The sequence below is a fragment of the Formosa agariphila KMM 3901 genome (assembly GCF_000723205.1).
Lineage (GTDB): Bacteria > Bacteroidota > Bacteroidia > Flavobacteriales > Flavobacteriaceae > Formosa > Formosa agariphila.
Genome location: NZ_HG315671.1, coordinates 2,987,993 through 3,012,941, shown reverse-complemented (window position 1 = coordinate 3,012,941; position 24,949 = coordinate 2,987,993). Strand labels below are relative to the sequence as shown.

Here is a 24,949-nt window from a genome sequence, read left to right as displayed (position 1 = left end):
AGAATTGGTGTTTTATGGAATTAACTATTCTCAATATCACTAATATGGTGTTCTAATGCTTTTACAGAAATTTGTATTTCCATTATAAGTAATCCTAAGGACACAATTAATAGAATTAAAGCTATTCCAAATATCCAAACCGCAATAGTTTGTTGATTAATGTAAAGTAAAAACATGGTCAAGACACAAAATAACAGACTTGTAATTCCAGCAATTTGCATGGCACGAGTTAGGTAAAGTCGTTTTTTTATATTCTTAATTTGTTTGATATAGCGATCGTCTGGGTTTTGTAAATATTTAGCATGTAAATCTCTTACAACGGCAGCGTAAGCCAAAAATCTGTTGGTATAGGCCAACATAATTAATGAAATTGCAGAGAATAATAGAGCAGGAGTATTTAAGGAGAGTTCGTTCATTGTCTAAATTTTACGTAAATTTAAGAAGTTAGTTCGTCTTTATCAGATTCTTGAAGAGAATTTGGAGGTTTAAATTGAAATTTTACATCTGTATATGCAAGAAGATTTTCTACATTATTTATGGAAGTATAAGAAATTCGATGACAGCGCTTTGCAAACTGTTAAGGGAGAAGCTATTCAATTAATTCAAGTCGGACAGCATAATTTTAATTCTGGACCAGATTTTTTTAATGCACAACTTAATATAGATCATCAGCTATGGGCTGGAAATGTAGAAATACATGTTAAGGCGTCAGACTGGTATGTACACCATCACGAAATAGATCCCGCTTACGATAATGTGATTCTTCATGTAGTATGGGAACACGATGTTGATATTTTTAGAAAGGATAATTCTGAGATTCCTACATTAGAATTAAAAGATATTGTTTCTAAATCGGCACTAAACGGATATCGTCAATTATTTTCTAAAACACAACGTTGGATTAACTGTGAACAAGATTTTGCTACTGTAGACGATTTTATACTTCAGAATTGGTTAGAACGTTTGTTTTTTGAGCGTTTAGAACGTAAGGCAAATGATATGCAGTTGCTTTTAAAAGCATCAAACAACGATTGGGAAGCTGTACTTTTTAAATTACTTGCTAAAAACTTTGGATTAAAAGTAAATGGCGAAGCTTTTTTTAGTTTGGCAGCGTATATAGATTTTAAAATTATAAGAAAAATTCAAAATAAACCAATAACACTTGAAGCTGTGTTGTTCGGCCAAAGTGGATTGTTAGACGTTGAAGTAGAAGATGCATATTTTAAAAGCCTTAAAACTGAATATATGCTGTTGTGTCAGAAATTTGGTTTGACACAGCATCATATTATGCCTTTTCAATTTTTTAGATTGCGACCACCCAACTTTCCAACGATTCGTTTATCTCAATTGGCGCAAGTATATGTTAAAAATAAAAATTTGTTTTCAAAAATTATTGAAGCAAAAACGAAGCAAGACTATTACGATTTGTTTTCAGTACACACTTCATCGTTTTGGGAAACGCATTATACATTTCAAAAAACATCAAGAAAAGTAAATAAGTCTACAACCGAAAATTTTATAGACTTACTAATTATAAATACCATTATTCCTGTTAAATTTAGTTATTCTAAAAATTTAGGTGCAATAAATACTGAAGAGATAATTGCGTTGATTACAGAGGTAGAACCCGAACATAATTCAATTATAGAAAAGTTCGAAAGTTTAAAACCTATTTCTAAATCGGCATTGCAATCTCAAGGATTAATACAATTGAAGAATGAGTATTGTAATAATAAAAAATGCTTGTATTGTGCAGTTGGAAGTGCCATTTTACAACGATTTTAATTATATTGCGACATGAAATTTTTTTATAAGATTTTACATTACTTTCAAAAACGTGGGTTTTACGTTTGTCAGCGTATCGCAGATAGAATAGGTTTGCGGGCAAAAGTGGTAAGAACATCTTTTATTTACCTCACATTTGTAACCGTTGGATTTGGATTTGCTTTATATTTATTTCTAGCTTTTTGGATGCGTATTAAAGATATGCTGTATACAAAACGCACATCGGTTTTTGATTTGTAAGTATAGATAAATTTCATTTTAACAAGTATTGTTTTAAAAAACAGATTATTTTTAGCAACTTGAGACGCTTAAACGGGTTCCCCAACCCAAATATTAACTAACATTTAAATCAATTATGAAGAAGTATCTTCTTTCACTTTTTACTTTAATTCTACCTTTTTTAACATTTGCACAAGAAACAACCTCCCAAAAAATAGACACCTTATTTAAGGATTATACAGGCTGGTTTGTAGATGCAATTTTTTACGAAATTCCATTTACAGATACGTTCCAGTTACCTTGGGTGTTAATAGTATTGGTAGGAGGTGCAATTTACTTTACAATATATTTTAAGTTTATAAATTTTACAGGATTTAAGACGGCTTTAGATGTTGTTCAGGATAAATATCATGATATTGAAAAGCACGGAGCAGATACATTATATGGTGATTCTACGCCAAATGAAGGTGAAAACATAATTGAAACATTAAGAGACGATAGTGCAGAAGGAGAGGTATCTCACTTTCAAGCATTAACTGCTGCATTATCTGCAACTGTAGGTTTAGGAAACATTGCAGGTGTAGCTGTGGCATTGTCTATAGGTGGCCCTGGTGCTACATTCTGGATGATTGTTGCAGGACTATTAGGTATGGCATCTAAATTTGCTGAATGTACATTAGGTGTTAAATATCGTGATGTTGGTGAAGATGGAACAGTATATGGTGGACCGATGTACTATTTAAAGAAAGGTCTTGGAGAAAAAGGAAAAGGATATGGCGGTTTAGGAAAAGTACTTGCAGTGCTTTTTGCCATATTTGTTATTGGAGGTTCGTTTGGTGGAGGAAACATGTTCCAAGCCAACCAAGCTGCTGCTCAATTTGTAAAGTTAGCTGGTATTGAAAATTCTAACGGAGGTCTTTACTTCGGATTAGTAATGGCTGCATTAGTTGCTGTTGTAATTATAGGAGGAATAAAAAGAATTGCATCTGTAACAGAAAAAGTGGTGCCATTTATGGCTGGTATTTATGTGTTAGCATCTTTAATAATTCTAGGAGCAAACTACAAATATATTGGAGATGCTTTTATGTTAATTTACGAAGGTGCATTTTCTGGTTTAGGAATTGCTGGTGGTTTAGTTGGAGTTATGATTCAGGGTATTCGTCGTGGAGCATTCTCTAACGAAGCCGGTGTTGGATCTGCTGCAATTGCACACTCGGCTGTACGTACAAAATACCCTGCAAGTGAAGGAATTGTTGCTTTATTAGAGCCGTTTGTAGATACAGTTGTTATTTGTACAATGACTGCATTGGTTATCATTATTACAAATTTCGATGGACACTTTATGGAATACGGAACAGAAATTACTGAAGGTGTTGAATTAACAGCAACGGCTTTCGATAGTGTGATTCCTCACTTCTCAGTAGTGTTAACTATTGCAGTAATCTTATTAGCCTTTTCAACTATGATCTCTTGGTCGTATTACGGAATGCAAGGTTGGGTTTACCTTTTTGGAAAAAGTAAACTTGCAGATTTAACATATAAAGTATTATTCTTATTTTTCGTAGTTGTAGGAGCTTCAATTAGTTTAGGTGCGGTGATTAATTTCTCCGATGCCATGATTTTTGCTATGGTTGTACCTAACATTATTGGTGTGCTATTACTTACACCTGTTGTTAAAGCCGAATTAAATAGATATCTGAAGGCGATTGCTAAAAAAGAAGACGCTATAGAAGATGGTGCTACCGATTTTTCAGATCATATGTAATATAGTATAATGAACATATTTAAATCCCATATCACGTTTAGTAAACAACAGCGATATGGGATTTTTTTATTGTTATTAATTATAGTAGTGCTTCAGGGTGTATACTATCTCTGGGATAAAACTGAACCTGTTCCAGAAATTCCTGAACAGGATTTAATCATTTTTCAAAACGAAATAGATACTCTTAAAGCTATAGAGATTGAAAAGTCTAAGCCCAAATTGTATCCGTTTAATCCAAATTATATCACCGATTTTAAGGGCTATACACTTGGAATGACCAATGAAGAAATTGATAAGCTTCATAAGTATAGGAGTCAGGAAAAATGGATTAATTCTGCTGCAGACTTTCAGAAGGTTACAGGAGTATCAGATTCGCTACTAGGAGTGATCTCTCCATATTTTAAATTCCCTGATTGGGTAAACGAGAATGTATCTAAGGCTAAAGTCCATAAACCTAAATACAATCGAGCATTAACTTTTAGTGAAAAGGCAGATTTAAATACAGCCACTGCATTACAGCTACAAGCGGTGTATGGTATAGGCGAAAAACTATCTCAACGAATAATAGCACTCCGAAATTCTTTTGAAGGCGGTTTTATTTCCGACCTTCAACTTCAAGATGTGTACGGTTTATCTCCAGAGGTAATTGAAAATTTAAAGCAGAAGTTTACAGTTAAAACACCAAGAGTGGTCGAAAAGGTAAATTTGAATACAGCATCTACAAACGATTTGGTTCAAATACAACATATTGATTATCCGTTAGCTAAAGAAATTTTAGAGTACAGGACACTGCATGAAAGCTTTAAGGATTTAGATGAATTGTTGAAAGTAAAGGGTTTCCCGCTTCAGAAATTAGATATAATTAAACTATATTTGGCAATCAATTAATCCTGTAATCTGGGATTAAAACATATATTATATGAATACAATGTACTTCACAGAAGAACATGAGTTGTTTAGAAAAAGCTTGCAAGATTTCTTAAAAAAAGAAGTCGTTCCTCATATTGATAAATGGGAAGAAACGGGAACTATAGAGCGCTTCATTTGGAAGAAATTTGGAGATATGGGATTCTTCGGAATTAATTACCCAGAGGCTTATGGTGGTTTAGATTTAGACCTTTTTTATACGGTTATATTTTTAGAAGAGTTACAAAAAATAAATTCTTGTGGTTTTGCTGCTGCAATGTGGGCTCATGCGTATTTAGCTATGACGCATCTTAACAAAGAAGGAGACGAGGCTATAAAACAAAAGTATTTAGTGCCAAGTATATCGGGAGACAAGATTGGCTGTCTGTGTATTAGTGAACCGTCTGCAGGAAGTGATGTGGCTGCAATGCGCACAACAGCAATTAAGAATGGAGATACTTATGTTTTAAACGGATCGAAAACCTTTATTACTAATGGGGTTTATAGCGATTATTTAGTCGTGTCTGCAAAGACCAGCCAAGAAGAGTCACATAAGGCAATTAGTATTTTTGTAGTCGATAGAAATACGCCTGGTATTTCTGCAACCAAATTAAATAAATTAGGATGGAGAGCATCAGATACAGCTGAAATTGCTTTCGATAATGTGGTAATTCCAGCCTCTCAATTAATGGGAGAAGAAGGCAAAGGTTTTCCATATATTATGCAACATTTTGCTTTAGAGCGTTTAATTATGGGTGTAAATGCGCATGCTCGAGCAGAATATGCTTTGGAATACGCGCAACAATATATGAGTGAACGTACGGCATTTGGAAAAACGATAGATAAATTCCAAGCTTTACGCCATACGTTTGCCGATTTATACTCGGATATGATCCTTTGTAAAACCTTTAACTATGCTGTAACGTATAGATTAAATAAAGGTGAGTATGTGGTGAAAGAAGCAACTATTTCTAAATTGAAATCGACTAAAATGGCTGATGAGGTGATTTATCAATGTCTTCAGTTTTTAGGCGGATATGGTTATATGGAAGATTACCCACTAGCCCGATTATTACGTGATAGCCGTTTAGGACCTATAGGCGGAGGAACTTCAGAAATTTTGAAGGAAATTATTGCGAAGATGGTTTTAGATAAAAAAGATTATAAGCCTGCTACCTAATACCAAATACAGTGGTTCTCCTTAACTTGTTAAAAACGCCTAGATAACCGATGAATAAAAATGAGTTAATTCAGTTTTTTGAAAGAGATTTGAAACAGTTAATTACTGAATTAGAACTTTATAGTAAGGAAGAAAATATTTGGAGAGTAGAAAAAAACATTTCTAATTCGGCGGGTAATTTAACGCTTCATATAATTGGAAACTTACATACATTTATTGGAAAAGAAATTGGGAAAACGGGGTATGTTAGACATAGAGAACTTGAATTTACCCAAAAAAACGTTCCAAGACCAAAACTGATTAAGGCTATTAATGAGACTATTGAAATGATAAGGAAATCTTTAGTAGGACTTACTGACGAAGAATTGAAAATGGATTATCCTATTATGAAGTTTCCTAAAGTAGAATCAAATGAATACCTACTAGTTCATTTGATGAATCATTTGAGCTATCATCTTGGACAAATAAATTATCATAGGCGATTGATAGGTGAATGAAAAGGGTTATAAACATGATATGTTTATACTGTCCGGCAGCCAATACAGTAATATTTTAATAATAAAATTATAACAGATCAAACATGGATGTCTACAACAAAACATATAATTTAACCATTTTAGTTTGTCTGTTTTTTTTCTCTACCTATGCACAGACAGAACTTAAAAATAAGATTGTAGATTTCTCTACAATGGTTCCTATAGAAAGTGCGAGTATTTACATTAAAAATACAACCACAGGTACAATAAGTAATGCCGACGGAAAGTTTGTGCTATTGGTGCCTAGTTCCATGGAGAACGATACGCTTGTTATTTCATCTATTGGTTATAAAAGTTTTAAGGTACTTGTAAAAGATTTCGATAATTCTGAAGAGGTGTTTCTAGAAGAAGATATTGCGTCTTTAGACGAAGTATTACTAGTCGCAGATACACGACCAAAAACAGGGAACGATATCGTACTTAAAATGATAAGCCGTTTACCAGAAAATCTTCCTGACTTCCCATATTTAGAGAAAGGATTTTTAAGGCATAAAGAGCGTAATAAAAAGGAGTTTAAATGGTTAATAGAAAGTGCCATTACGCTTTACGATTCTAGTGCGCAATCTTCAGCTTCAGAAAATTTAAAAATTAATGTGGACGAGATGCGTAAGAGTTACGATTTGCGCGATGTAGATAGTTTACTGGCATATACGGCCTATTTAAAGCAACACGGTAAGAAAAATTTTCAAGCTAAAAATTTAAGACGAGATACTATTGAAAAGGCTTCATTGGTAAAAGCCATTAAGTGGAATGATATACGTACAAACGGACTCCAGAACTTCTTCGGCGGAAAATTAAATCTGCTTAGAAATACAAGAAGTCCTAGGGCTTTATTTGGAGAAAAGGTTCTAGATTATCATCAATTTGAATTGGATACTGTTTTGGTAGATAATGAACGTAAGATTTATAAAATTAAGATTTCAAAAGGAGCAGATGATATTAATTTAGAAACTCAAGGTATTTTTAACGATGGTTACATAGCCAATGGTTGGTTATATGTGTATTGGGATACGTATGCAGTTAAAAAAATTGAATACGAATTAATAGCAGATTCTGAAGCTCAGAAAACCAGAAGCAGAATCCTGTTCGATACGCAGATAAATCATAAATTAACAGTGACTTATATGGAGTACGGCGGTAAGATGTATGTTAATTATGTGTCTTACGAAACTCCAAAATTGGTAAATGTGGGGTCTAAAGTTTCTAAATCTGATGATAAAGAAGCGGAACAACGTGTTAAAGACGAGCGGTATTATAAAACGATTCAAGAAATTCTGTTTACAGAAATTATACTAGATTCAGAAGAAATTCAATCGACTTTAGGTCAAGATTGGAATTCTAACATATTTGCAATAAAGCCTTATAATAAGACCTTTTGGGACCATTACAATACGCTTTTGGAAAGTGAAGAAGACGAAAAATTAATTCAAGATTTAACTAAAAGATCATCCCTTTTCAAGGACTAAATGTCTCTTTTAAAATATTTTATTTTTTTGGTAGGATAATTTAAATTAATTTTTACTTTTGCAGCCCGAATGCTAAAAGAGAGGAGGTTAAGGACTATGTTAAGAATACCAATTAAAGAAGGAGAAAATATAGATAGAGCGCTAAAGCGTTACAAACGCAAGTTTGATAAGACTGGTACAAGACGTCAATTACAAGCACGTAAGCAGTTTTTAAAACCTTCTATCGAAAATAGAAGACAAAATCAAAAAGCACAGTATGTTCAAGGTTTAAAAGATCAAGAACAAATTTAAGCTTAACACGTAATACTTTAAAATCCTGCAATTGCAGGATTTTTTTTGCGTTTTATTTAACGACTTCTCATTTTAAAGGTGTTATATTAGCAATTACACTATTGCTGGCTTATGATGTTTTCCGCGTTTACAGACTATTTGTTATTAGAGAAAAACTACTCTGCATTAACTGTTAATGCCTATAAAAAAGATTTAAATGATTTTTTAGAGTTTATCATTTCCGAATACCAACAAGATACAATACAAGACATTAATTATCCTCAAATAAGACGTTGGATTATTGTTTTGGTAGAAAGCGGTATGTCTAACAGAAGTATAAATAGAAAAATTTCTGCATTAAACTCATATTATAAATTCTTACTCAAGGTTGGGGATCTTGATCACAACCCATTACGTAAACACAAAGCTTTAAAGGTTAAACAGAATATTCAGATTCCGTTTTCAGAAAAAGAAATGAAAACGGTTTTAGACGATTTTCCGCACGTATCAGATTTTGAAGGTGTTAGAAACCGATTAATTATAGAGTTGTTTTATTCTACAGGTATTCGTCGTATCGAGTTAGTACAATTAAAGTTAACCGATTTTAATCTTTCAAACAAAACTTTAAAGGTATTGGGCAAGCGTAATAAAGAGCGCTTAGTGCCTCTATTGCCATCGGTAATAGAGATTCTTAAACTGTACATAGAAAAGCGTAAGGAGTTGCCTACTATAAAAAATAGTACGTTTATGTTTTTAACCAAAAAAGGCGTTAAAATTTATGAAACACTTGTTTACAGAATAATAAATAGCTATTTTAGTTTAGCATCTTCAAAAGTAAAAAAGAGCCCGCATATTTTAAGGCATTCTTTTGCAACTCATTTACTCAATCAAGGTGCAGATTTGAATGCCGTTAAAGAACTTCTTGGGCACTCTAGTCTTGCGTCTACTCAAGTATACACGCACAATAGTATAGCAGAATTAAAAAAAGTGTATTTAAATACACATCCCAGGAATAAGAAATAGGACGAAACCACCTATTGTTTAATATTAAATTTAATAAGTATGAAAGTAAACATTCAATCAGTTAATTTCAATGCAGATCAATCATTGATAGATTTTATTCAGAAGCGTATGGATAAGTTAGATATGTTTTATGATAAGGTAGTCAGTTCCGATGTTTATTTAAAAGTGGAAAACACTAGCGATAAAGAAAATAAAATATTTGAAGCCCGTGTAAATGTTCCAGGAGATAGCTTGGTCGTGAAAAAACAATGTAAATCGTTCGAAGAGTGCGCAGATAGTGCAACTGCATCGTTAGAAAGACAGTTAAAAAAGCGTAAAGAAAAGTTAAAATCATATTTATGATAAAATTATTTGAAAAAATGTTTTGAATAAAAGAATAAATATATACATTTGCAGTCCGTTAGAAATAGCGGACTTTTTTTGTCAAAGAAAAAAGTATAAAAAGCCGATGTAGCTCAGCTGGCTAGAGCAGCTGATTTGTAATCAGCAGGTCGTGGGTTCGAGTCCCTCCATCGGCTCAAGTTCTTTTAAAGAGTGAATAATTTATAATTGGGGAGATACTCAAGCGGCCAACGAGGGCAGACTGTAAATCTGCTGACTACGTCTTCGCAGGTTCGAATCCTGCTCTCCCCACATTATTTTTGTAATGGTAACATTCTAAAAGTAGTGATAATTATAAGTAAAGGAATTAAAATAATGCGAGAGTAGCTCAGTTGGTAGAGCGTCAGCCTTCCAAGCTGAATGTCGCCGGTTCGAACCCGGTCTCTCGCTCAATTTTAAGCCGGTGTAGCTCAGGGGTAGAGCGTTTCCTTGGTAAGGAAGAGGTCACGGGTTCAATTCCCGTCATTGGCTCTATAAAAGCATAAAGTAGAATACACTAATATTATTATATAACTAAGATTAAATTTTTAAAACATGGCAAAGGCAACTTTTGATCGTTCCAAACCACACTTAAATATAGGTACAATTGGACACGTAGATCACGGTAAAACAACATTAACTGCTGCTATTACTACTGTACTAGCTGCTGCAGGACTTTCAGAAGTAAAGAACTTCGATCAGATTGACAACGCTCCAGAAGAGAAAGAAAGAGGTATTACTATTAATACATCTCACGTAGAGTATCAAACAGCTAACCGTCACTACGCTCACGTTGACTGTCCAGGTCACGCGGATTACGTAAAGAACATGGTAACTGGTGCTGCTCAAATGGATGGTGCAATTTTAGTAGTTGCTGCAACTGACGGACCAATGCCTCAAACTAGAGAGCACATCTTATTAGGTAAACAAGTAGGTATTCCATCTATCGTTGTTTTCATGAATAAGGTCGATTTAGTTGATGATGAAGAATTATTAGAATTAGTTGAAATGGAAGTTAGAGATTTACTTTCTTTCTATGACTATGATGGTGATAACGGACCTGTAATTGCTGGATCTGCTTTAGGTGGATTAAACGGTGATGCTAAATGGTCTGAGAAGATTATGGAATTAATGGAAGCTTGTGATACTTGGATTAAAGAGCCTTTAAGAGAAGTAGATAAAGATTTCTTAATGCCTATCGAAGACGTATTTTCTATTACAGGTCGTGGTACAGTAGCAACTGGACGTATCGAAACTGGAGTAGCAAAAACTGGAGATCCTGTTGAAATTATTGGTATGGGTGCTGAAAAGTTAACTTCTACTATTACAGGTATCGAAATGTTCCGTCAAATCTTAGATAGAGGTGAAGCTGGAGATAACGCAGGTATCTTATTAAGAGGTATTGCTAAAGAAGATATTAAAAGAGGAATGGTTATTACTAAGCCAGGATCTGTAACTCCACACGCTAAATTCAAAGCAGAAGTTTATGTTTTGAAAAAAGAAGAAGGTGGACGTCACACTCCATTCCACAACAACTACCGTCCACAGTTCTACGTACGTACAACTGACGTAACAGGTACTATTAACTTACCTGATGGAGTTGAAATGGTAATGCCAGGAGATAACTTAACAATTACTGTTGACTTACACCAACCAATCGCAATGAATGTTGGTTTACGTTTCGCTATCCGTGAAGGAGGTAGAACTGTAGGTGCAGGACAAGTAACTGAAATTTTAGACTAATTTTAAGTTTAATACAATAAAAAGTTAAGGTGTTTCATTCTTGAAATACCTTGACTTTTATACGGGCGTAGCTCAGTTGGTAGAGCACTGGTCTCCAAAACCAGGTGTCGTGAGTTCGAGTCTCTCCGCCCGTGCTAATAAAGTTTTGAAAAATAATGGCTGGATTTGTAAATTACGTAAAAGAATCATTCGGAGAGTTAAAGCATAATGTGTCTTGGCCTACTATGGCAGAAGCACAAAGCTTAACTATTTTGGTAGCTGTATTTTCTACACTATTCTCTCTAGCAGTATGGGGAGTAGATACCGTATTCAGTAAGGTTATATCATATTACTTTCATTTAATCAACTAAAAAAGTTAAAATAAGTTTTTATGTCTGAAGTAAGTGCAAAAAAGTGGTATGTTGTTAGAGCTGTAAGTGGTCAAGAAAATAAAATTAAAGCATATATCGAGAATGAAATTACTCGTTTAGGCTTACAAGATTATGTAGATCAAGTATTAGTTCCTACAGAAAAAGTAATTCAAATTCGTAATGGAAAGAAAATAAGCAAAGAAAAAGTTTATTTTCCTGGTTACATTATGGTTCAAGCTAATTTAACAGGAGAAGTACCTCACATTATTAGATCGGTTACTAATGTAATTGGATTTTTAGGTGAAACAAAAGGAGGAGACCCTGTGCCATTAAGACAGTCTGAAGTAAACAGAATGTTAGGTAAGGTTGATGAGTTAACTGTAGATACAGAAACTACTGTTGCAATACCTTATAATATTGGTGATACAGTAAAAGTTGTTGATGGTCCATTTAATGGATTTGATGGAACTATTGAAAAGATAAATGAAGAAAAGCGTAAGCTAGAAGTAATGGTTAAGATTTTTGGAAGAAAAACACCATTAGAGTTAAGCTATATGCAAGTAGAGAAAGTATAATTAGTGTTACAAAGATACCGATGTGTTATACAGCTTCCAATTGTAGAAGCATATCAAAATTAAATTATTAAAAATGGCAAAAGAATTAGGTAAAGTAGTTAAGTTACAAGTTCGGGGAGGTGCAGCGAATCCGTCGCCACCGGTTGGACCCGCTTTAGGAGCTGCAGGTGTTAACATCATGGAGTTCTGTAAGCAATTCAATGCTAGAACGCAAGACAAGGCAGGTAAAGTATTGCCAGTTGTGATTTCTGTTTACAAAGACAAATCATTTGACTTTGTAATTAAGACTCCACCAGCGGCAGTTCAGTTATTAGAAGCAGCCAAGTTGAAGAAAGGTTCAGGTGAACCAAACCGAAAAAAAGTAGCTAAAGTTTCATGGGATCAGATTAAAACTATTGCTGAAGACAAAATGCAAGATTTAAATGCATTCGAAATCGAATCAGCAATGAAAATGATCGCAGGTACCGCAAGGTCTATGGGAATTACCGTAACCGGAAACGCGCCAAATTAATCTAGAAAAAGAAATTTAAAATGGCAAGATTAGCAAAAAAGCAAAAAGAAGCTGCAGCAAAAATTGAAAAGGGTAAATTTTACTCTGTAAATGAAGCTTCAGCATTAGTAAAAGATATAACAAATGCAAAATTTGATGCGTCTGTAGATATCGCTGTTCGTTTAGGAGTAGATCCTAGAAAAGCAAACCAAATGGTTAGAGGTGTAGTATCTCTTCCTCATGGTACAGGTAAAGACGTAAAAGTTTTAGCATTAGTAACTCCAGACAAAGAAGCAGAAGCTAAAGAAGCTGGAGCAGACTACGTAGGTTTAGACGAATTTCTTGATAAAATCAAGAGTGGTTGGACAGATGTAGATGTAATTATTACTATGCCAAGTGTAATGGGTAAATTAGGACCATTAGGACGTATTTTAGGGCCTCGTGGATTAATGCCTAACCCAAAGACAGGTACAGTAACTATGGATGTTGCAAAAGCAGTAACAGAAGTTAAAGCTGGTAAAATTGACTTTAAAGTTGATAAAACTGGTATCGTTCATGCAGCTGTAGGTAAAGTATCTTTTAGTCCAGAGCAAATTGCAGGAAACGTAAACGAATTATTATCAACATTAATGAAATTAAAGCCAACTGCGGCTAAAGGAACTTATGTAAAGAGTATCTTTATGTCTAGTACTATGAGTCCTAGTATTGCTGTTGACTCTAAAATTGGTTAATTAGTTAAAAACTTTTATTATGACAAGAGAAGAAAAATCACAAGTAATCGAAGAATTAACTGGACAATTAGCCGAGAATGCAAATATCTATATTGCAGATATTTCTGGATTAAACGCAGCTAAAACTTCAGACTTACGTCGCGCTTGTTTTAAAGCTAATATTAAATTAGCTATAGTAAAAAATACATTACTTGAAAAAGCAATGGAAGCTTCAGATAGAGAATTTGGAGATTTACCAACTGTTTTAAAAGGTAACACTTCTGTAATGTATTCTGAAACTGGAAACGCTCCAGCTAAAGTAATCAAAGCTTTCAGAAAAAAATCTGAAAAGCCTTTATTAAAAGGTGCTTTTATTGAAGAAGCTGTTTACATTGGAGACGACCAATTAGATGCCTTAGTAGATATCAAATCTCGTGAAGAGTTAATTGGAGATATCATTGGATTATTACAATCGCCTGCTAAGAATGTTGTATCTGCACTTCAATCAAGTGGAGGTAAACTTTCAGGTATCTTAAAAACATTATCTCAAAAAGAGGGATAGTATTACATAGTACGCATTATTACACACACATATTATTATTAAAATTTATTAAAACGATAGAAAATGGCAGATTTAAAAGATTTCGCAGAACAATTAGTTAACTTAACAGTAAAAGAAGTTAATGAATTAGCAACTATATTAAAAGATGAGTACGGTATTGAGCCTGCTGCTGCTGCTGTAGCTGTAGCTGCTGGACCTGCTGGTGGTGAAGCTGCTGAGGAAAAAACTGAATTTGATGTAATCCTTAAAGCCGCTGGAGGTTCTAAATTAGCTGTAGTAAAGTTAGTTAAAGAATTAACTGGATTAGGATTAAAAGAAGCTAAAGGTTTAGTTGATGACGCACCAAGCGCTATCAAAGAAGGTATCTCTAAAGATGAAGCAGAAGCTTTAAAAGCATCATTAGAAGAGGCTGGAGCTGAGGTTGAGCTTAAGTAAGCTTAGTTACCAAACAACATAAAGGTTTAGGTCTGGAGTCGTACTCTATGACCTAAACCATTTTTGCGTATATAGCATTTAGATACGCTTCCAATATTATTTTTAATCAAAATTTCGTCCATTGATGTTAGAAACACAAGCTGAAAGATTAAATTTCTCGTCTATTATTAATAGAACAGACTATCCAGATTTCTTGGATATTCAGATAAAATCCTTTCAGGATTTTTTCCAACTTGAGACAAAATCTGAAGAAAGAGGTAATGAAGGTTTATATAACACCTTCATGGAGAATTTCCCAATTACAGACACTCGTAATCAATTTGTTTTAGAATTTTTAGATTACTTCGTGGATCCACCTAGATATTCTTTAGAAGAGTGTATTGAAAGAGGACTTACTTATAGTGTTCCACTTAAAGCAAGGTTAAAACTTTATTGTACAGACCCTGAACATGAGGATTTCGAGACCATTGTTCAAGATGTGTACTTAGGTACAATACCTTATATGACACCTAGTGGTACTTTCTGTATTAACGGTGCAGAACGTGTTGTAGTGTCTCAATTACACCGTTCTCCTGGAGTATTCTTTGGTCAATCATTCCACGCGAATGGGACTAAGTTATATTCAGCTAGAGTTATTCCATTTAAAGGTTCTTGGATTGAATTTGCTACAGACATTAACAGTGTTATGTATGCATATATCGATCGTAAGAAAAAATTACCTGTAACTACCTTATTCAGAGCTATTGGTTTTGAACGTGATAAAGATATTCTTGAGATTTTTGATCTTGCTGAAGAAGTTAAAGTATCAAAATCCGGTTTAAAGAAATATCAAGGACGTAAGTTAGCTGCACGTGTACTTAATACTTGGCACGAAGATTTTGTTGATGAAGATACTGGTGAAGTAGTTTCTATTGAACGTAATGAAATTGTATTAGATCGTGATACTGTTTTAGATAAAGATAATATTGAAGAAATTCTTGAAGCGAATGTAAAGACTGTCCTTTTACATAAAGAAAGCGCTCAACAAGGAGATTATGCTATTATCCATAATACGCTTCAAAAAGATCCAACAAACTCTGAAAAAGAAGCTGTTGAACATATCTATAGACAATTACGTAATGCTGAGCCGCCAGATGAGGAAACAGCACGTGGTATTATAGATAAATTATTCTTTAGTGACCAACGTTACTCTTTAGGAGAAGTTGGACGTTATAGAATGAACAAAAAATTACAGTTAGATATCGGTATGGATAAGCAAGTGCTTACCAAAGAAGATATTATTACTATTATAAAATATTTAATCGAGCTTATCAACTCAAAAGCAGAGATTGATGATATTGACCACTTATCTAACCGTCGTGTACGTACAGTAGGTGAGCAATTATCTCAACAATTTGGAGTTGGTTTAGCACGTATGGCACGTACTATTCGTGAGCGTATGAATGTACGTGACAACGAAGTGTTTACACCTATAGATTTAATTAATGCGAAGACCTTATCTTCAGTAATTAATTCGTTCTTTGGTACGAACCAGTTATCTCAATTTATGGATCAAACGAATCCTCTTGCAGAGATTACGCACAAGCGTCGTCTTTCAGCATTAGGACCTGGAGGTTTATCAAGAGAAAGAGCAGGATTTGAGGTACGTGACGTTCACTATACACATTACGGTCGTCTTTGTCCGATTGAAACTCCTGAAGGACCAAACATTGGTTTAATTTCTTCACTTTCTGTATATGCAAAAGTGAATTCAATGGGATTCATCGAGACTCCTTATAGACCTGTTACCGATGGTGTTGTAGATATCGTTAATGAACCTGTTTATTTAAGTGCAGAAGAAGAAGAAGAAAAATTAATTGCACAGGCAACTGTTGTAATTGATGAAAATGCTAAAATTGTTCATGATAAAGTTATTGCCCGAATGGAAGGTGATTTCCCAGTTATAGAACCAACAGCACTTCATTATACAGATGTTGCACCAAACCAGATTTCATCTATATCGGCTTCGTTAATTCCGTTCTTAGAACATGATGATGCTAACCGTGCATTGATGGGATCTAACATGATGCGTCAAGCTGTACCATTATTAAGAGTAGATTCTCCTATTGTAGGTACAGGTTTAGAACGTCAGGTTGCTAAAGATTCTCGTGTATTAATAAATGCAGAGCGTGAAGGTACTGTAGAGTATGTAGATGCTAACGAGATTACTATTCGTTACGATCGTACCGAAGATGAAGCAGCTGTAAGTTTTGATGCTGAAACTAAAACTTATCCTTTAGTTAAGTTTAGAAAAACGAATCAAGGAACTTCTATCAACCTAAAACCTATCGTTAGTAAAGGAGATAGAGTACAACAAGGTCAAGTACTTTGTCAAGGTTATGCAACCGAAAAAGGTGAATTAGCATTAGGTAGAAACATGAAAGTAGCCTTTATGCCTTGGAAAGGGTATAACTTTGAGGATGCGATTGTGATTTCTGAAAAAGTTGTTCGTGAAGATATCTTTACTTCAATACATATCGATGAGTATTCTTTAGATGTACGTGATACAAAATTAGGTAATGAAGAGTTAACTAATGATATCCCTAACGTATCTGAAGAAGCAACTAAAGATCTTGATGAAAACGGAATGATTCGTATTGGAGCAGAAGTAAAGCCTGGTGATATCCTTATTGGAAAAATCACACCAAAAGGTGAATCTGATCCTACTCCAGAAGAAAAATTATTACGTGCTATTTTTGGTGATAAAGCAGGAGATGTAAAAGATGCATCTTTAAAAGCTTCTCCATCTTTAAATGGTGTAGTAATTGGTAAAAAATTATTTGCTCGTGCGGTTAAAGACAAACGTAAGAGAGCTAAAGATAAAGAAGATATTACGCAATTAGAAGCGATTTATTATGCAAAGTTCGAAGAACTTAAAGCAGTATTAATCGATAAATTATTTGCTTTAGTAGGTGGTAAAACAGCTCAAGGTATCTTTAATGATTTAGGTGAAGAAGTTTTACCAAAAGGTAAAAAATACACACTTAAAATGTTAAACTCTGTTGAAGATTATACACACTTAACATCTGGTGTGTGGACAACAGACGACCATACTAATAAATTAGTTGCTGACTTAATTCACAATTACAAGATTAAAGAAAACGACTTACAAGGGTCATTAAGACGTGAGAAGTTTACAATTTCTGTAGGAGACGAGTTACCAGCAGGTATTATTAAATTGGCTAAAGTTTACATCGCTAAAAAACGTAAACTAAAAGTAGGGGATAAAATGGCAGGACGTCACGGTAACAAAGGTATTGTTGCACGTATCGTTCGTCAGGAAGATATGCCTTTCTTAGAAGACGGAACACCTGTAGATATTGTATTAAATCCACTTGGGGTACCATCTCGTATGAACATTGGTCAGATTTATGAAACTGTTCTTGGTTGGGCAGGTCAGAAATTAGGTCAGAAGTATGCAACACCAATTTTTGATGGTGCAACTATCGATCAAATTACTGAATTAACAAATAAAGCTGGAGTTCCAGAATTTGGACATACTTATTTATATGATGGTGGAACTGGTCAACGATTTGATCAAAAAGCAACCGTTGGAGTTATTTATATGATTAAGTTAGGTCATATGATTGACGATAAGATGCACGCACGTTCTATTGGACCATACTCTTTAATTACACAACAACCATTAGGTGGTAAAGCACAATTTGGAGGTCAGCGTTTTGGAGAGATGGAAGTATGGGCACTTGAAGCATATGGTGCTTCTGCAATTCTAAGAGAAATATTGACAGTTAAATCTGATGACGTTATTGGTAGAGCTAAAACTTACGAAGCAATCGTAAAAGGAGAGCAAATGCCAGAACCTGGATTACCAGAATCGTTCAACGTACTTATGCACGAATTGAAAGGTTTAGGACTAGACATTAGATTAGAGGAATAATATATTGCCCATCAGGTTTATTTTAACCTGATGGGCTAAGTTTACAAATAATTCGATATCACCATATATTATGGCAAGAAAACAAGATAAGAATACAATAAAGAGGTTTAATAAAATCTCAATTGGTTTAGCATCACCAGAGTCTATTTTAGCAGAGTCTAAAGGTGAAGTGCTTAAGCCAGAAACTATCAATTATCGAACTCATAAACCTGAACGAGATGGTTTATTCTGTGAGCGTATTTTTGGTCCTGTAAAAGACTACGAATGTGCTTGTGGTAAATATAAAAGAATACGTTATAAAGGTATAGTATGTGACCGTTGTGGTGTAGAAGTAACAGAAAAGAAAGTACGTCGTGATAGAGTAGGACACATTAACCTTGTTGTTCCTGTAGCACACATTTGGTACTTCCGTTCTTTACCAAATAAAATAGGGTATTTATTAGGATTACCATCTAAGAAATTAGATATGATTATTTACTACGAACGTTATGTAGTAATTCAGCCAGGTAACGCTAAGAATGCTGAAGGTGAACCATTACAAAAAATGGATTTCCTTACCGAAGAAGAATATTTAAATATATTAGAAGAACTTCCTCAAGACAATCAATATCTAGAAGACACAGACCCAAATAAATTCCTAGCGAAAATGGGGGCTGAGTGTTTAATAGAGCTTTTAGCACGTATCGATTTAGATGCATTATCTTATCAATTACGTCACAAAGCAAATACTGAAACATCTAAACAACGTAAAACTGAAGCGTTAAAGCGTTTACAAGTTGTTGAAGCATTACGTGAGTCTAACTTGAACAGAGAGAATCGTCCAGAATGGATGATCATGAAAGTTATTCCTGTAATTCCACCAGAATTACGTCCGTTAGTGCCATTAGATGGTGGTCGTTTTGCTACTTCAGATTTAAATGATTTATATCGTCGTGTAATTATCCGTAACAACCGTTTAAAGCGTCTTGTTGAGATAAAAGCACCAGAAGTTATTTTACGTAACGAAAAACGTATGTTACAGGAATCTGTAGATTCGTTATTCGATAACACGCGTAAAGCTTCAGCGGTAAAAACAGATTCTAACAGACCTTTAAAATCGTTATCAGATTCATTAAAAGGTAAGCAAGGTCGTTTCCGTCAGAACTTATTAGGGAAGCGTGTCGATTATTCAGCACGTTCTGTAATTGTTGTAGGACCAGAAATGAGATTGTTTGAATGTGGTTTACCTAAAACCATGGCAGCAGAACTTTACAAACCTTTCGTAATTAGAAAACTAATAGAAAGAGGTATTGTAAAGACTGTAAAATCTGCAAAGAAAATTATAGACAAAAAAGAGCCAGTAGTTTGGGATATCTTGGAAAACGTTCTTAAAGGACATCCAGTATTACTAAACCGTGCTCCTACGTTACACCGTCTAGGTATACAAGCATTCCAACCTAAATTAATTGAAGGAAAAGCAATTCAGTTACACCCATTAGTGTGTACTGCATTCAACGCCGATTTTGATGGTGACCAGATGGCTGTGCATTTACCATTAGGACCAGAAGCTATTCTAGAAGCGCAAATGTTATTATTAGCGTCTCATAGTATCTTAAACCCTGCCAATGGTTCGCCCGTAACTGTACCTTCTCAGGATATGGTACTTGGTCTTTACTATATGACTAAATTACGTACCTCTACTCCAGAAGTGCCAATTAAAGGTGAAGGCTTAACATTCTATTCTCCAGAAGAAGTAGTTATTGCTTTTAACGAGAAACGTGTAGACTTAAATGCTGGTATTAAAGTAAGAACATACGACTTTAACGAAGCAGGAGAAAACGTATTACAAATTATTGAAACTACTGTAGGTCGTGTTTTATTTAACGATAAAGTACCGCATGCAGCTGGATATATAAACCAAGTCTTAACTAAAAAATCATTAAGAGATATTATTGGTAATATCTTAAGAGTAACTTCTGTTCCTGAAACAGCAGACTTCCTTGATGAGATTAAGACATTAGGTTACATGTTTGCATTCCAAGGGGGACTATCATTTAGTTTAGGTGATATTATTATCCCACCAGAAAAGCAAGGTATGATTGATAAAGCCAATGGCTTAGTTGATGGTATTATGGGTAACTATAACATGGGACTTATTACTAACAACGAACGTTATAACCAAGTTATTGATATTTGGACATCAACGAATGCTGAATTGACAGAATTGTCTATGAAACGTATTCGTGAAGACCAACAAGGATTCAACTCGGTGTTTATGATGCTTGACTCTGGAGCAAGGGGATCTAAAGAACAGATTCGTCAGCTTACAGGTATGCGTGGATTAATGGCGAAACCTAAAAAATCTAATGCAGGTGGAGGAGAAATTATTGAAAACCCGATTCTTTCTAACTTTAAGGAAGGTCTTTCAATTTTAGAATACTTTATCTCTACTCACGGTGCGCGTAAAGGTCTTGCCGATACCGCTCTTAAAACTGCCGATGCGGGTTACTTAACTCGTCGTTTGGTAGATGTATCTCAAGATGTTATTGTTAACAGTGAAGATTGTGGTACATTAAGAGGTGTAGACGTTACAGCTTTAAAGAAAAATGATGAAATTGTTGAATCTCTTGGAGAGCGCGTAATTGGACGTGTATCTTTATACGATGTCTTCAATCCATTAACAGAAGAATTATTAGTAAGCGCTGGCGAATTAATAGATGATGATACAGCAGATAGAATTAACCAATCACCATTAGATAGTGTAGAAGTACGTTCTGCATTAACTTGTGAGGCTAAGAAAGGTATCTGTGCTAAATGTTACGGTCGTAACCTTGCAACCAATAAAATGGTTCAATTAGGTGAAGCTGTTGGTGTTGTTGCTGCTCAATCTATTGGGGAACCAGGAACACAGTTAACACTACGTACTTTCCACGTTGGAGGTATTGCGGGTAACATTTCAGAAGATAATAAGCTTATTGTTAAGTTTAATGGAGTTGCAGAAATCGAAGACCTTAAAACAGTTAAAGGTGTAGATGGAGATGGAAATGCAGTGGATATTGTTATTTCTCGTACTTCAGAATTAAAACTTATCGATAAGAAAACAGGAATCACTTTAAGTACCAATAACATACCTTACGGTTCTACAATCTTTATTGATAATGGAGCTGAACTTTCTAAAGGAGATGTTGTTTGTCAGTGGGATCCATATAACGGTGTAATTATTTCAGAATTTGCTGGTAAAGTACGTTACGAAAACATCGAACAAGGGGTTACTTACCAAGTAGAAATTGATGAACAAACAGGATTTCAAGAAAAAGTAATTTCAGAATCAAGAAATAAGAAGTTAATCCCAACACTTCATGTAGATGGAGCTAACGGAGAAACAATACGTTCTTACAACTTACCAGTAGGAGCTCACTTAATGATTGATGATGGTGAAAAGATTGGAGTTGGTAAAATTTTAGTGAAAATTCCTCGTAAATCTGCAAAAGCAGGGGATATTACAGGAGGTTTACCTCGTGTTACCGAATTATTCGAAGCACGTAACCCTTCTAACCCAGCAGTTGTAAGTGCTATAGATGGAGTTGTAACTTTCGGTAAAATTAAGCGTGGTAACCGTGAAATTATCGTAGAATCTAAATTAGGAGATATTAAGAAATACCTAGTTAAATTATCTAATCAAATCTTAGTACAAGAGAATGATTTCGTAAAAGCTGGTATGCCACTTTCTGATGGTTCTATTACACCAAACGATATATTAAATATTAAAGGCCCTTCAGCTGTACAACAGTACTTAGTGAACGAAGTTCAAGAAGTATACCGTTTACAAGGGGTAAAAATTAACGATAAGCACTTCGAAGTTGTTGTAAGACAAATGATGCGTAAAGTTAGAATTATCGACTCTGGAGATACTATTTTCTTAGAAGATCAATTGGCTCATAAAGCTGACTTTATTGAAGAAAACGATAAAATCTTCGGATTGAAAATTGTTGAAAGTGCAGGTGATTCTACAAATCTTAAAGAAGGTCAATTAATTTCTGCTTTCCAATTAAGAGACGAGAATTCATTATTACGTCGTGAAGATAAAGAGATTGTAACTGCTAGAGACGCACAGCCAGCAACGGCTACGCCAATCTTACAAGGTATTACAAGAGCTTCACTTCAAACAAAATCATTTATCTCGGCAGCATCTTTCCAAGAGACTACTAAAGTTCTTAACGAAGCCGCTGTAGCAGGTAAGATTGATACACTTGAAGGTCTTAAAGAAAATGTAATTGTAGGACACAAAATTCCAGCTGGTACTGGTATGCGTAAATACGATCATATTATCGTTGGATCTAAAGAAGAGTTTGATGAAATGATGCAAGCTAAAAAACAAGAAGTAAATTTTAACTAATATTGATATTCCCGTGCAAACGGGAATATTTTTATCCCAACGCAGGTTGGGTTTCTTAAAACATTTTAAAAATCCTGCCCAATTTTATTGAGTAGGATTTTTTATTATAAAAACAAAAAGATATGGCTGACGAAAAAGATCCTCAAAAACAAGGACAAATTAATATAGAACTAGACGAGAAAATTGCTGAAGGAACATATTCTAATTTAGCAATTATTAACCATTCTGTTTCAGAGTTTGTAGTAGACTTTGTAAGCATAATGCCAGGGACACCTAAGAGTAAGGTTAAATCTAGAATTATATTAACACCACAGCACGCTAAACGCTTATTAAAGGCATTAGCCGATAATGTTAACCGTTTCGAAAATGCTCATGGTGAAATTAAAGATTACGAGCAACCTCCAATTCCACTAAATTTTGGCCCAACAGGGGAGGCTTAATAGATTGATTATTTACAAAGCATTAATAAGGAATCCTTGGGGTTGCTCGAAATAGTTTTTCATAGCAATCTCCAATTCCACTAAATTTTGGCCCAACAGGGGGAAGCTTAAAAAACAAAAAATCCCATTGATTAGTTCAATGGGATTTTTTTTTAACACATGTTTAAAAGGTGTCTATATATTTTAAAAAGAATTTAATCAAACTCCGATGTTAAGTGGAATTTAATATTAGGATATTTCTGTTCAGTCATTTGTAAAGAGAACTGAGAGTCGGCTAAAAATACCAACTGATTTCTTTTGTCTTTGGCTAGAAAGCGCTGTTTAACACGCAAGAATTCTTTAAACTCGTCGCTCTTTTTATCTTTTGGTTCTACCCAACATGCTTTAAATACATTCAAGTTTTCGTAAGTACATTTTGCACCGTATTCGTGTTCTAAACGGTATTGAATAACTTCGTACTGTAAAGCTCCAACCGTACCAATAACTTTTCTTCCGTTAAGTTCTAAAGTAAATAACTGGGCAACACCTTCATCCATCAACTGGTCGATACCTTTATTAAGTTGTTTAGATTTTAATGGGTCTGCATTGTTAATGTATCTAAAATGCTCTGGAGAGAAACTTGGAACACCTTTGTAATGGATAACTTCCCCTTCTGTAAGTGTATCTCCAATTTTAAAACTTCCAGTGTCCTGTAGTCCTACAATATCTCCAGGATACGAAATATCTACAATCTCTTTTTTTTCAGCAAAAAAGGCATTTGGACTCGAGAACTTTACCTTTTTATTACTTCTAACGTGTAAATAAGGTGCGTTACGCTTAAATTCTCCAGATACAATTTTAACAAAAGCCAATCGGTTTCTATGGTTTGGGTCCATATTGGCGTGAATTTTAAATACAAATCCACTAAATTTATCTTCGTCTGGTTGCACTAAACGTTCTTCACTCTGTTTTGCTCTTGGCTTTGGTGCGATGTCTACGAAACAATCTAATAATTCGCGAACTCCAAAATTATTTAAAGCAGAACCAAAAAACACAGGTTGAACCTGACCTTGTAAATATTCTTCTTTATTGAATTGAGGATATATACCATCAACCAATTCAATTTCTTCTCTTAAGGTATTAGCTGCTTTTTCTCCAACAATTTTATCTAACTCTGGAGAGGCTAAATCAGAAATTTCAATAGTTTCTTCAATATCTTTTCTACTATCCCCACTAAAAAGATTTACATTCTTTTCCCAAATGTTATAAATCCCTTTAAAGTCGTAACCCATTCCTATAGGGAAACTTAAAGGAACAACTTTCAAACCTAGTTTTTGTTCAACTTCATCTAACAAATCGAAAGCATCTTTACCTTCACGGTCCATTTTGTTTATAAAAACAATCATTGGAATGTTCCGCATACGGCAAACTTCAACTAATTTCTCAGTTTGTTCCTCGACCCCTTTTGCAACATCAATTACAACAATTACACTATCTACAGCGGTAAGTGTTCTAAACGTATCTTCGGCAAAATCCTTGTGTCCAGGAGTATCAAGAATATTAATTTTTATACCATTATATTCAAAAGCCAATACAGAAGTAGCAACAGAAATCCCACGCTGACGCTCAATTTCCATAAAGTCACTCGTTGCTCCTTTTTTAATTTTATTACTTTTTACGGCTCCTGCTTCTTGAATTGCACCACCAAAAAGAAGTAATTTCTCAGTTAACGTAGTTTTACCGGCATCGGGATGCGATATAATTCCGAAGGTACGACGTCTGTTTATTTCACTTTTAAAACTCATAATAATTCTTGAAAATAGGACGCAAAGATACTATTATT

Annotated in this window: 22 protein-coding genes and 5 tRNA genes; 25 read left to right on the top strand and 2 right to left on the bottom strand. The window is 34.4% G+C overall.

The window, feature by feature from the left end:
• Positions 1-20 precede the first annotated feature (20 nt).
• Positions 21-416, bottom strand: a complete 396-nt coding sequence (locus tag BN863_RS12535) for a DUF2721 domain-containing protein (protein ID WP_038531116.1) — start codon at positions 414-416, stop codon at positions 21-23.
• Between the two features lie 94 nt (positions 417-510).
• Between BN863_RS12535 and BN863_RS12530 the strand changes: the two genes are divergently transcribed.
• The 25 genes from BN863_RS12530 to BN863_RS12410 all read left to right on the top strand — a co-directional run bounded on the left by BN863_RS12530 (position 511) and on the right by BN863_RS12410 (position 23,127).
• A complete protein-coding gene (locus BN863_RS12530) occupies positions 511-1,785 on the top strand; it encodes a DUF2851 family protein (RefSeq protein ID WP_038531115.1) in 1,275 nt (424 codons plus the stop codon).
• A 12-nt stretch (positions 1,786-1,797) separates the two neighbouring features.
• Positions 1,798-2,025, top strand: coding sequence for a PspC domain-containing protein (locus tag BN863_RS12525; protein ID WP_038531112.1), 228 nt, complete (start codon positions 1,798-1,800; stop codon positions 2,023-2,025).
• A gap of 115 nt (positions 2,026-2,140) precedes the next feature.
• Complete coding sequence (locus BN863_RS12520) at positions 2,141-3,769, top strand: alanine/glycine:cation symporter family protein (RefSeq protein WP_038531110.1); 1,629 nt, start codon at positions 2,141-2,143, stop codon at positions 3,767-3,769.
• 9 nt (positions 3,770-3,778) lie between these two features.
• Complete coding sequence (locus tag BN863_RS12515; protein ID WP_038531108.1) at positions 3,779-4,657, top strand: ComEA family DNA-binding protein; 879 nt, start codon at positions 3,779-3,781, stop codon at positions 4,655-4,657.
• Between the two features lie 31 nt (positions 4,658-4,688).
• Complete coding sequence (locus BN863_RS12510; protein ID WP_038531106.1) at positions 4,689-5,855, top strand: acyl-CoA dehydrogenase family protein; 1,167 nt, start codon at positions 4,689-4,691, stop codon at positions 5,853-5,855.
• A gap of 50 nt (positions 5,856-5,905) precedes the next feature.
• Entirely contained in the window at positions 5,906-6,352 is a 447-nt protein-coding gene (locus BN863_RS12505) for a DinB family protein (protein WP_038531104.1), read from the top strand.
• An 83-nt stretch (positions 6,353-6,435) separates the two neighbouring features.
• Complete coding sequence (locus BN863_RS12500; RefSeq protein WP_038531102.1) at positions 6,436-7,857, top strand: carboxypeptidase-like regulatory domain-containing protein; 1,422 nt, start codon at positions 6,436-6,438, stop codon at positions 7,855-7,857.
• 96 nt (positions 7,858-7,953) lie between these two features.
• Positions 7,954-8,148 (top strand): 30S ribosomal protein S21, encoded by a 195-nt coding sequence (gene rpsU, locus BN863_RS12495; RefSeq protein WP_038531099.1) that lies wholly within the window; start codon positions 7,954-7,956, stop codon positions 8,146-8,148.
• Between the two features lie 111 nt (positions 8,149-8,259).
• Positions 8,260-9,150 (top strand): tyrosine-type recombinase/integrase, encoded by an 891-nt coding sequence (locus BN863_RS12490; RefSeq protein ID WP_038531097.1) that lies wholly within the window; start codon positions 8,260-8,262, stop codon positions 9,148-9,150.
• Positions 9,151-9,189: 39 nt separating this feature from the next.
• A complete protein-coding gene (hpf, locus tag BN863_RS12485) occupies positions 9,190-9,492 on the top strand; it encodes a ribosome hibernation-promoting factor, HPF/YfiA family (protein ID WP_038531094.1) in 303 nt (100 codons plus the stop codon).
• 102 nt (positions 9,493-9,594) lie between these two features.
• A tRNA-Thr gene (locus BN863_RS12480) sits at positions 9,595-9,668 on the top strand.
• A 33-nt stretch (positions 9,669-9,701) separates the two neighbouring features.
• Positions 9,702-9,783, top strand: a tRNA-Tyr gene (locus BN863_RS12475).
• 65 nt (positions 9,784-9,848) lie between these two features.
• Positions 9,849-9,921: transfer RNA gene (locus BN863_RS12470), tRNA-Gly, on the top strand.
• 9 nt (positions 9,922-9,930) lie between these two features.
• Positions 9,931-10,002: transfer RNA gene (locus BN863_RS12465), tRNA-Thr, on the top strand.
• Positions 10,003-10,065: 63 nt separating this feature from the next.
• A complete protein-coding gene (gene tuf, locus BN863_RS12460; RefSeq protein WP_038531091.1) occupies positions 10,066-11,253 on the top strand; it encodes an elongation factor Tu in 1,188 nt (395 codons plus the stop codon).
• Positions 11,254-11,314: 61 nt separating this feature from the next.
• Positions 11,315-11,387 (top strand) — tRNA-Trp (locus BN863_RS12455).
• A 21-nt stretch (positions 11,388-11,408) separates the two neighbouring features.
• Positions 11,409-11,603: a preprotein translocase subunit SecE gene (gene secE / locus BN863_RS12450; protein ID WP_038531089.1), complete on the top strand. Its 195-nt coding sequence runs from the start codon at positions 11,409-11,411 to the stop codon at positions 11,601-11,603.
• 20 nt (positions 11,604-11,623) lie between these two features.
• On the top strand, positions 11,624-12,178 hold the full coding sequence (gene nusG / locus BN863_RS12445; protein ID WP_038531086.1) for a transcription termination/antitermination protein NusG: 555 nt from the start codon (positions 11,624-11,626) through the stop codon (positions 12,176-12,178).
• 73 nt (positions 12,179-12,251) lie between these two features.
• The gene (gene rplK, locus BN863_RS12440; RefSeq protein WP_038531083.1) at positions 12,252-12,689 is read left to right on the top strand and encodes a 50S ribosomal protein L11; all 438 of its coding nucleotides are present in this window, start codon (positions 12,252-12,254) and stop codon (positions 12,687-12,689) included.
• 20 nt (positions 12,690-12,709) lie between these two features.
• Positions 12,710-13,399: a 50S ribosomal protein L1 gene (rplA, locus tag BN863_RS12435; protein WP_038531080.1), complete on the top strand. Its 690-nt coding sequence runs from the start codon at positions 12,710-12,712 to the stop codon at positions 13,397-13,399.
• 19 nt (positions 13,400-13,418) lie between these two features.
• The gene (gene rplJ / locus BN863_RS12430) at positions 13,419-13,940 is read left to right on the top strand and encodes a 50S ribosomal protein L10 (protein ID WP_038531077.1); all 522 of its coding nucleotides are present in this window, start codon (positions 13,419-13,421) and stop codon (positions 13,938-13,940) included.
• Between the two features lie 63 nt (positions 13,941-14,003).
• Entirely contained in the window at positions 14,004-14,375 is a 372-nt protein-coding gene (gene rplL, locus BN863_RS12425) for a 50S ribosomal protein L7/L12 (protein ID WP_038531075.1), read from the top strand.
• A gap of 124 nt (positions 14,376-14,499) precedes the next feature.
• On the top strand, positions 14,500-18,312 hold the full coding sequence (rpoB, locus tag BN863_RS12420) for a DNA-directed RNA polymerase subunit beta (protein WP_038531073.1): 3,813 nt from the start codon (positions 14,500-14,502) through the stop codon (positions 18,310-18,312).
• Between the two features lie 70 nt (positions 18,313-18,382).
• The gene (gene rpoC, locus BN863_RS12415; protein ID WP_038531071.1) at positions 18,383-22,687 is read left to right on the top strand and encodes a DNA-directed RNA polymerase subunit beta'; all 4,305 of its coding nucleotides are present in this window, start codon (positions 18,383-18,385) and stop codon (positions 22,685-22,687) included.
• Between the two features lie 122 nt (positions 22,688-22,809).
• Positions 22,810-23,127 (top strand): DUF3467 domain-containing protein, encoded by a 318-nt coding sequence (locus tag BN863_RS12410; RefSeq protein ID WP_038531069.1) that lies wholly within the window; start codon positions 22,810-22,812, stop codon positions 23,125-23,127.
• 194 nt (positions 23,128-23,321) lie between these two features.
• Here the strand turns inward: BN863_RS12410 and BN863_RS12405 are convergent, their stop codons facing one another.
• Positions 23,322-24,911 carry a peptide chain release factor 3 gene (locus tag BN863_RS12405; protein ID WP_038531066.1) on the bottom strand — a complete coding sequence of 530 codons (1,590 nt, stop codon included), beginning with the start codon at positions 24,909-24,911 and terminating at the stop codon, positions 23,322-23,324.
• Between the last annotated feature and the right edge of the window lie 38 nt (positions 24,912-24,949).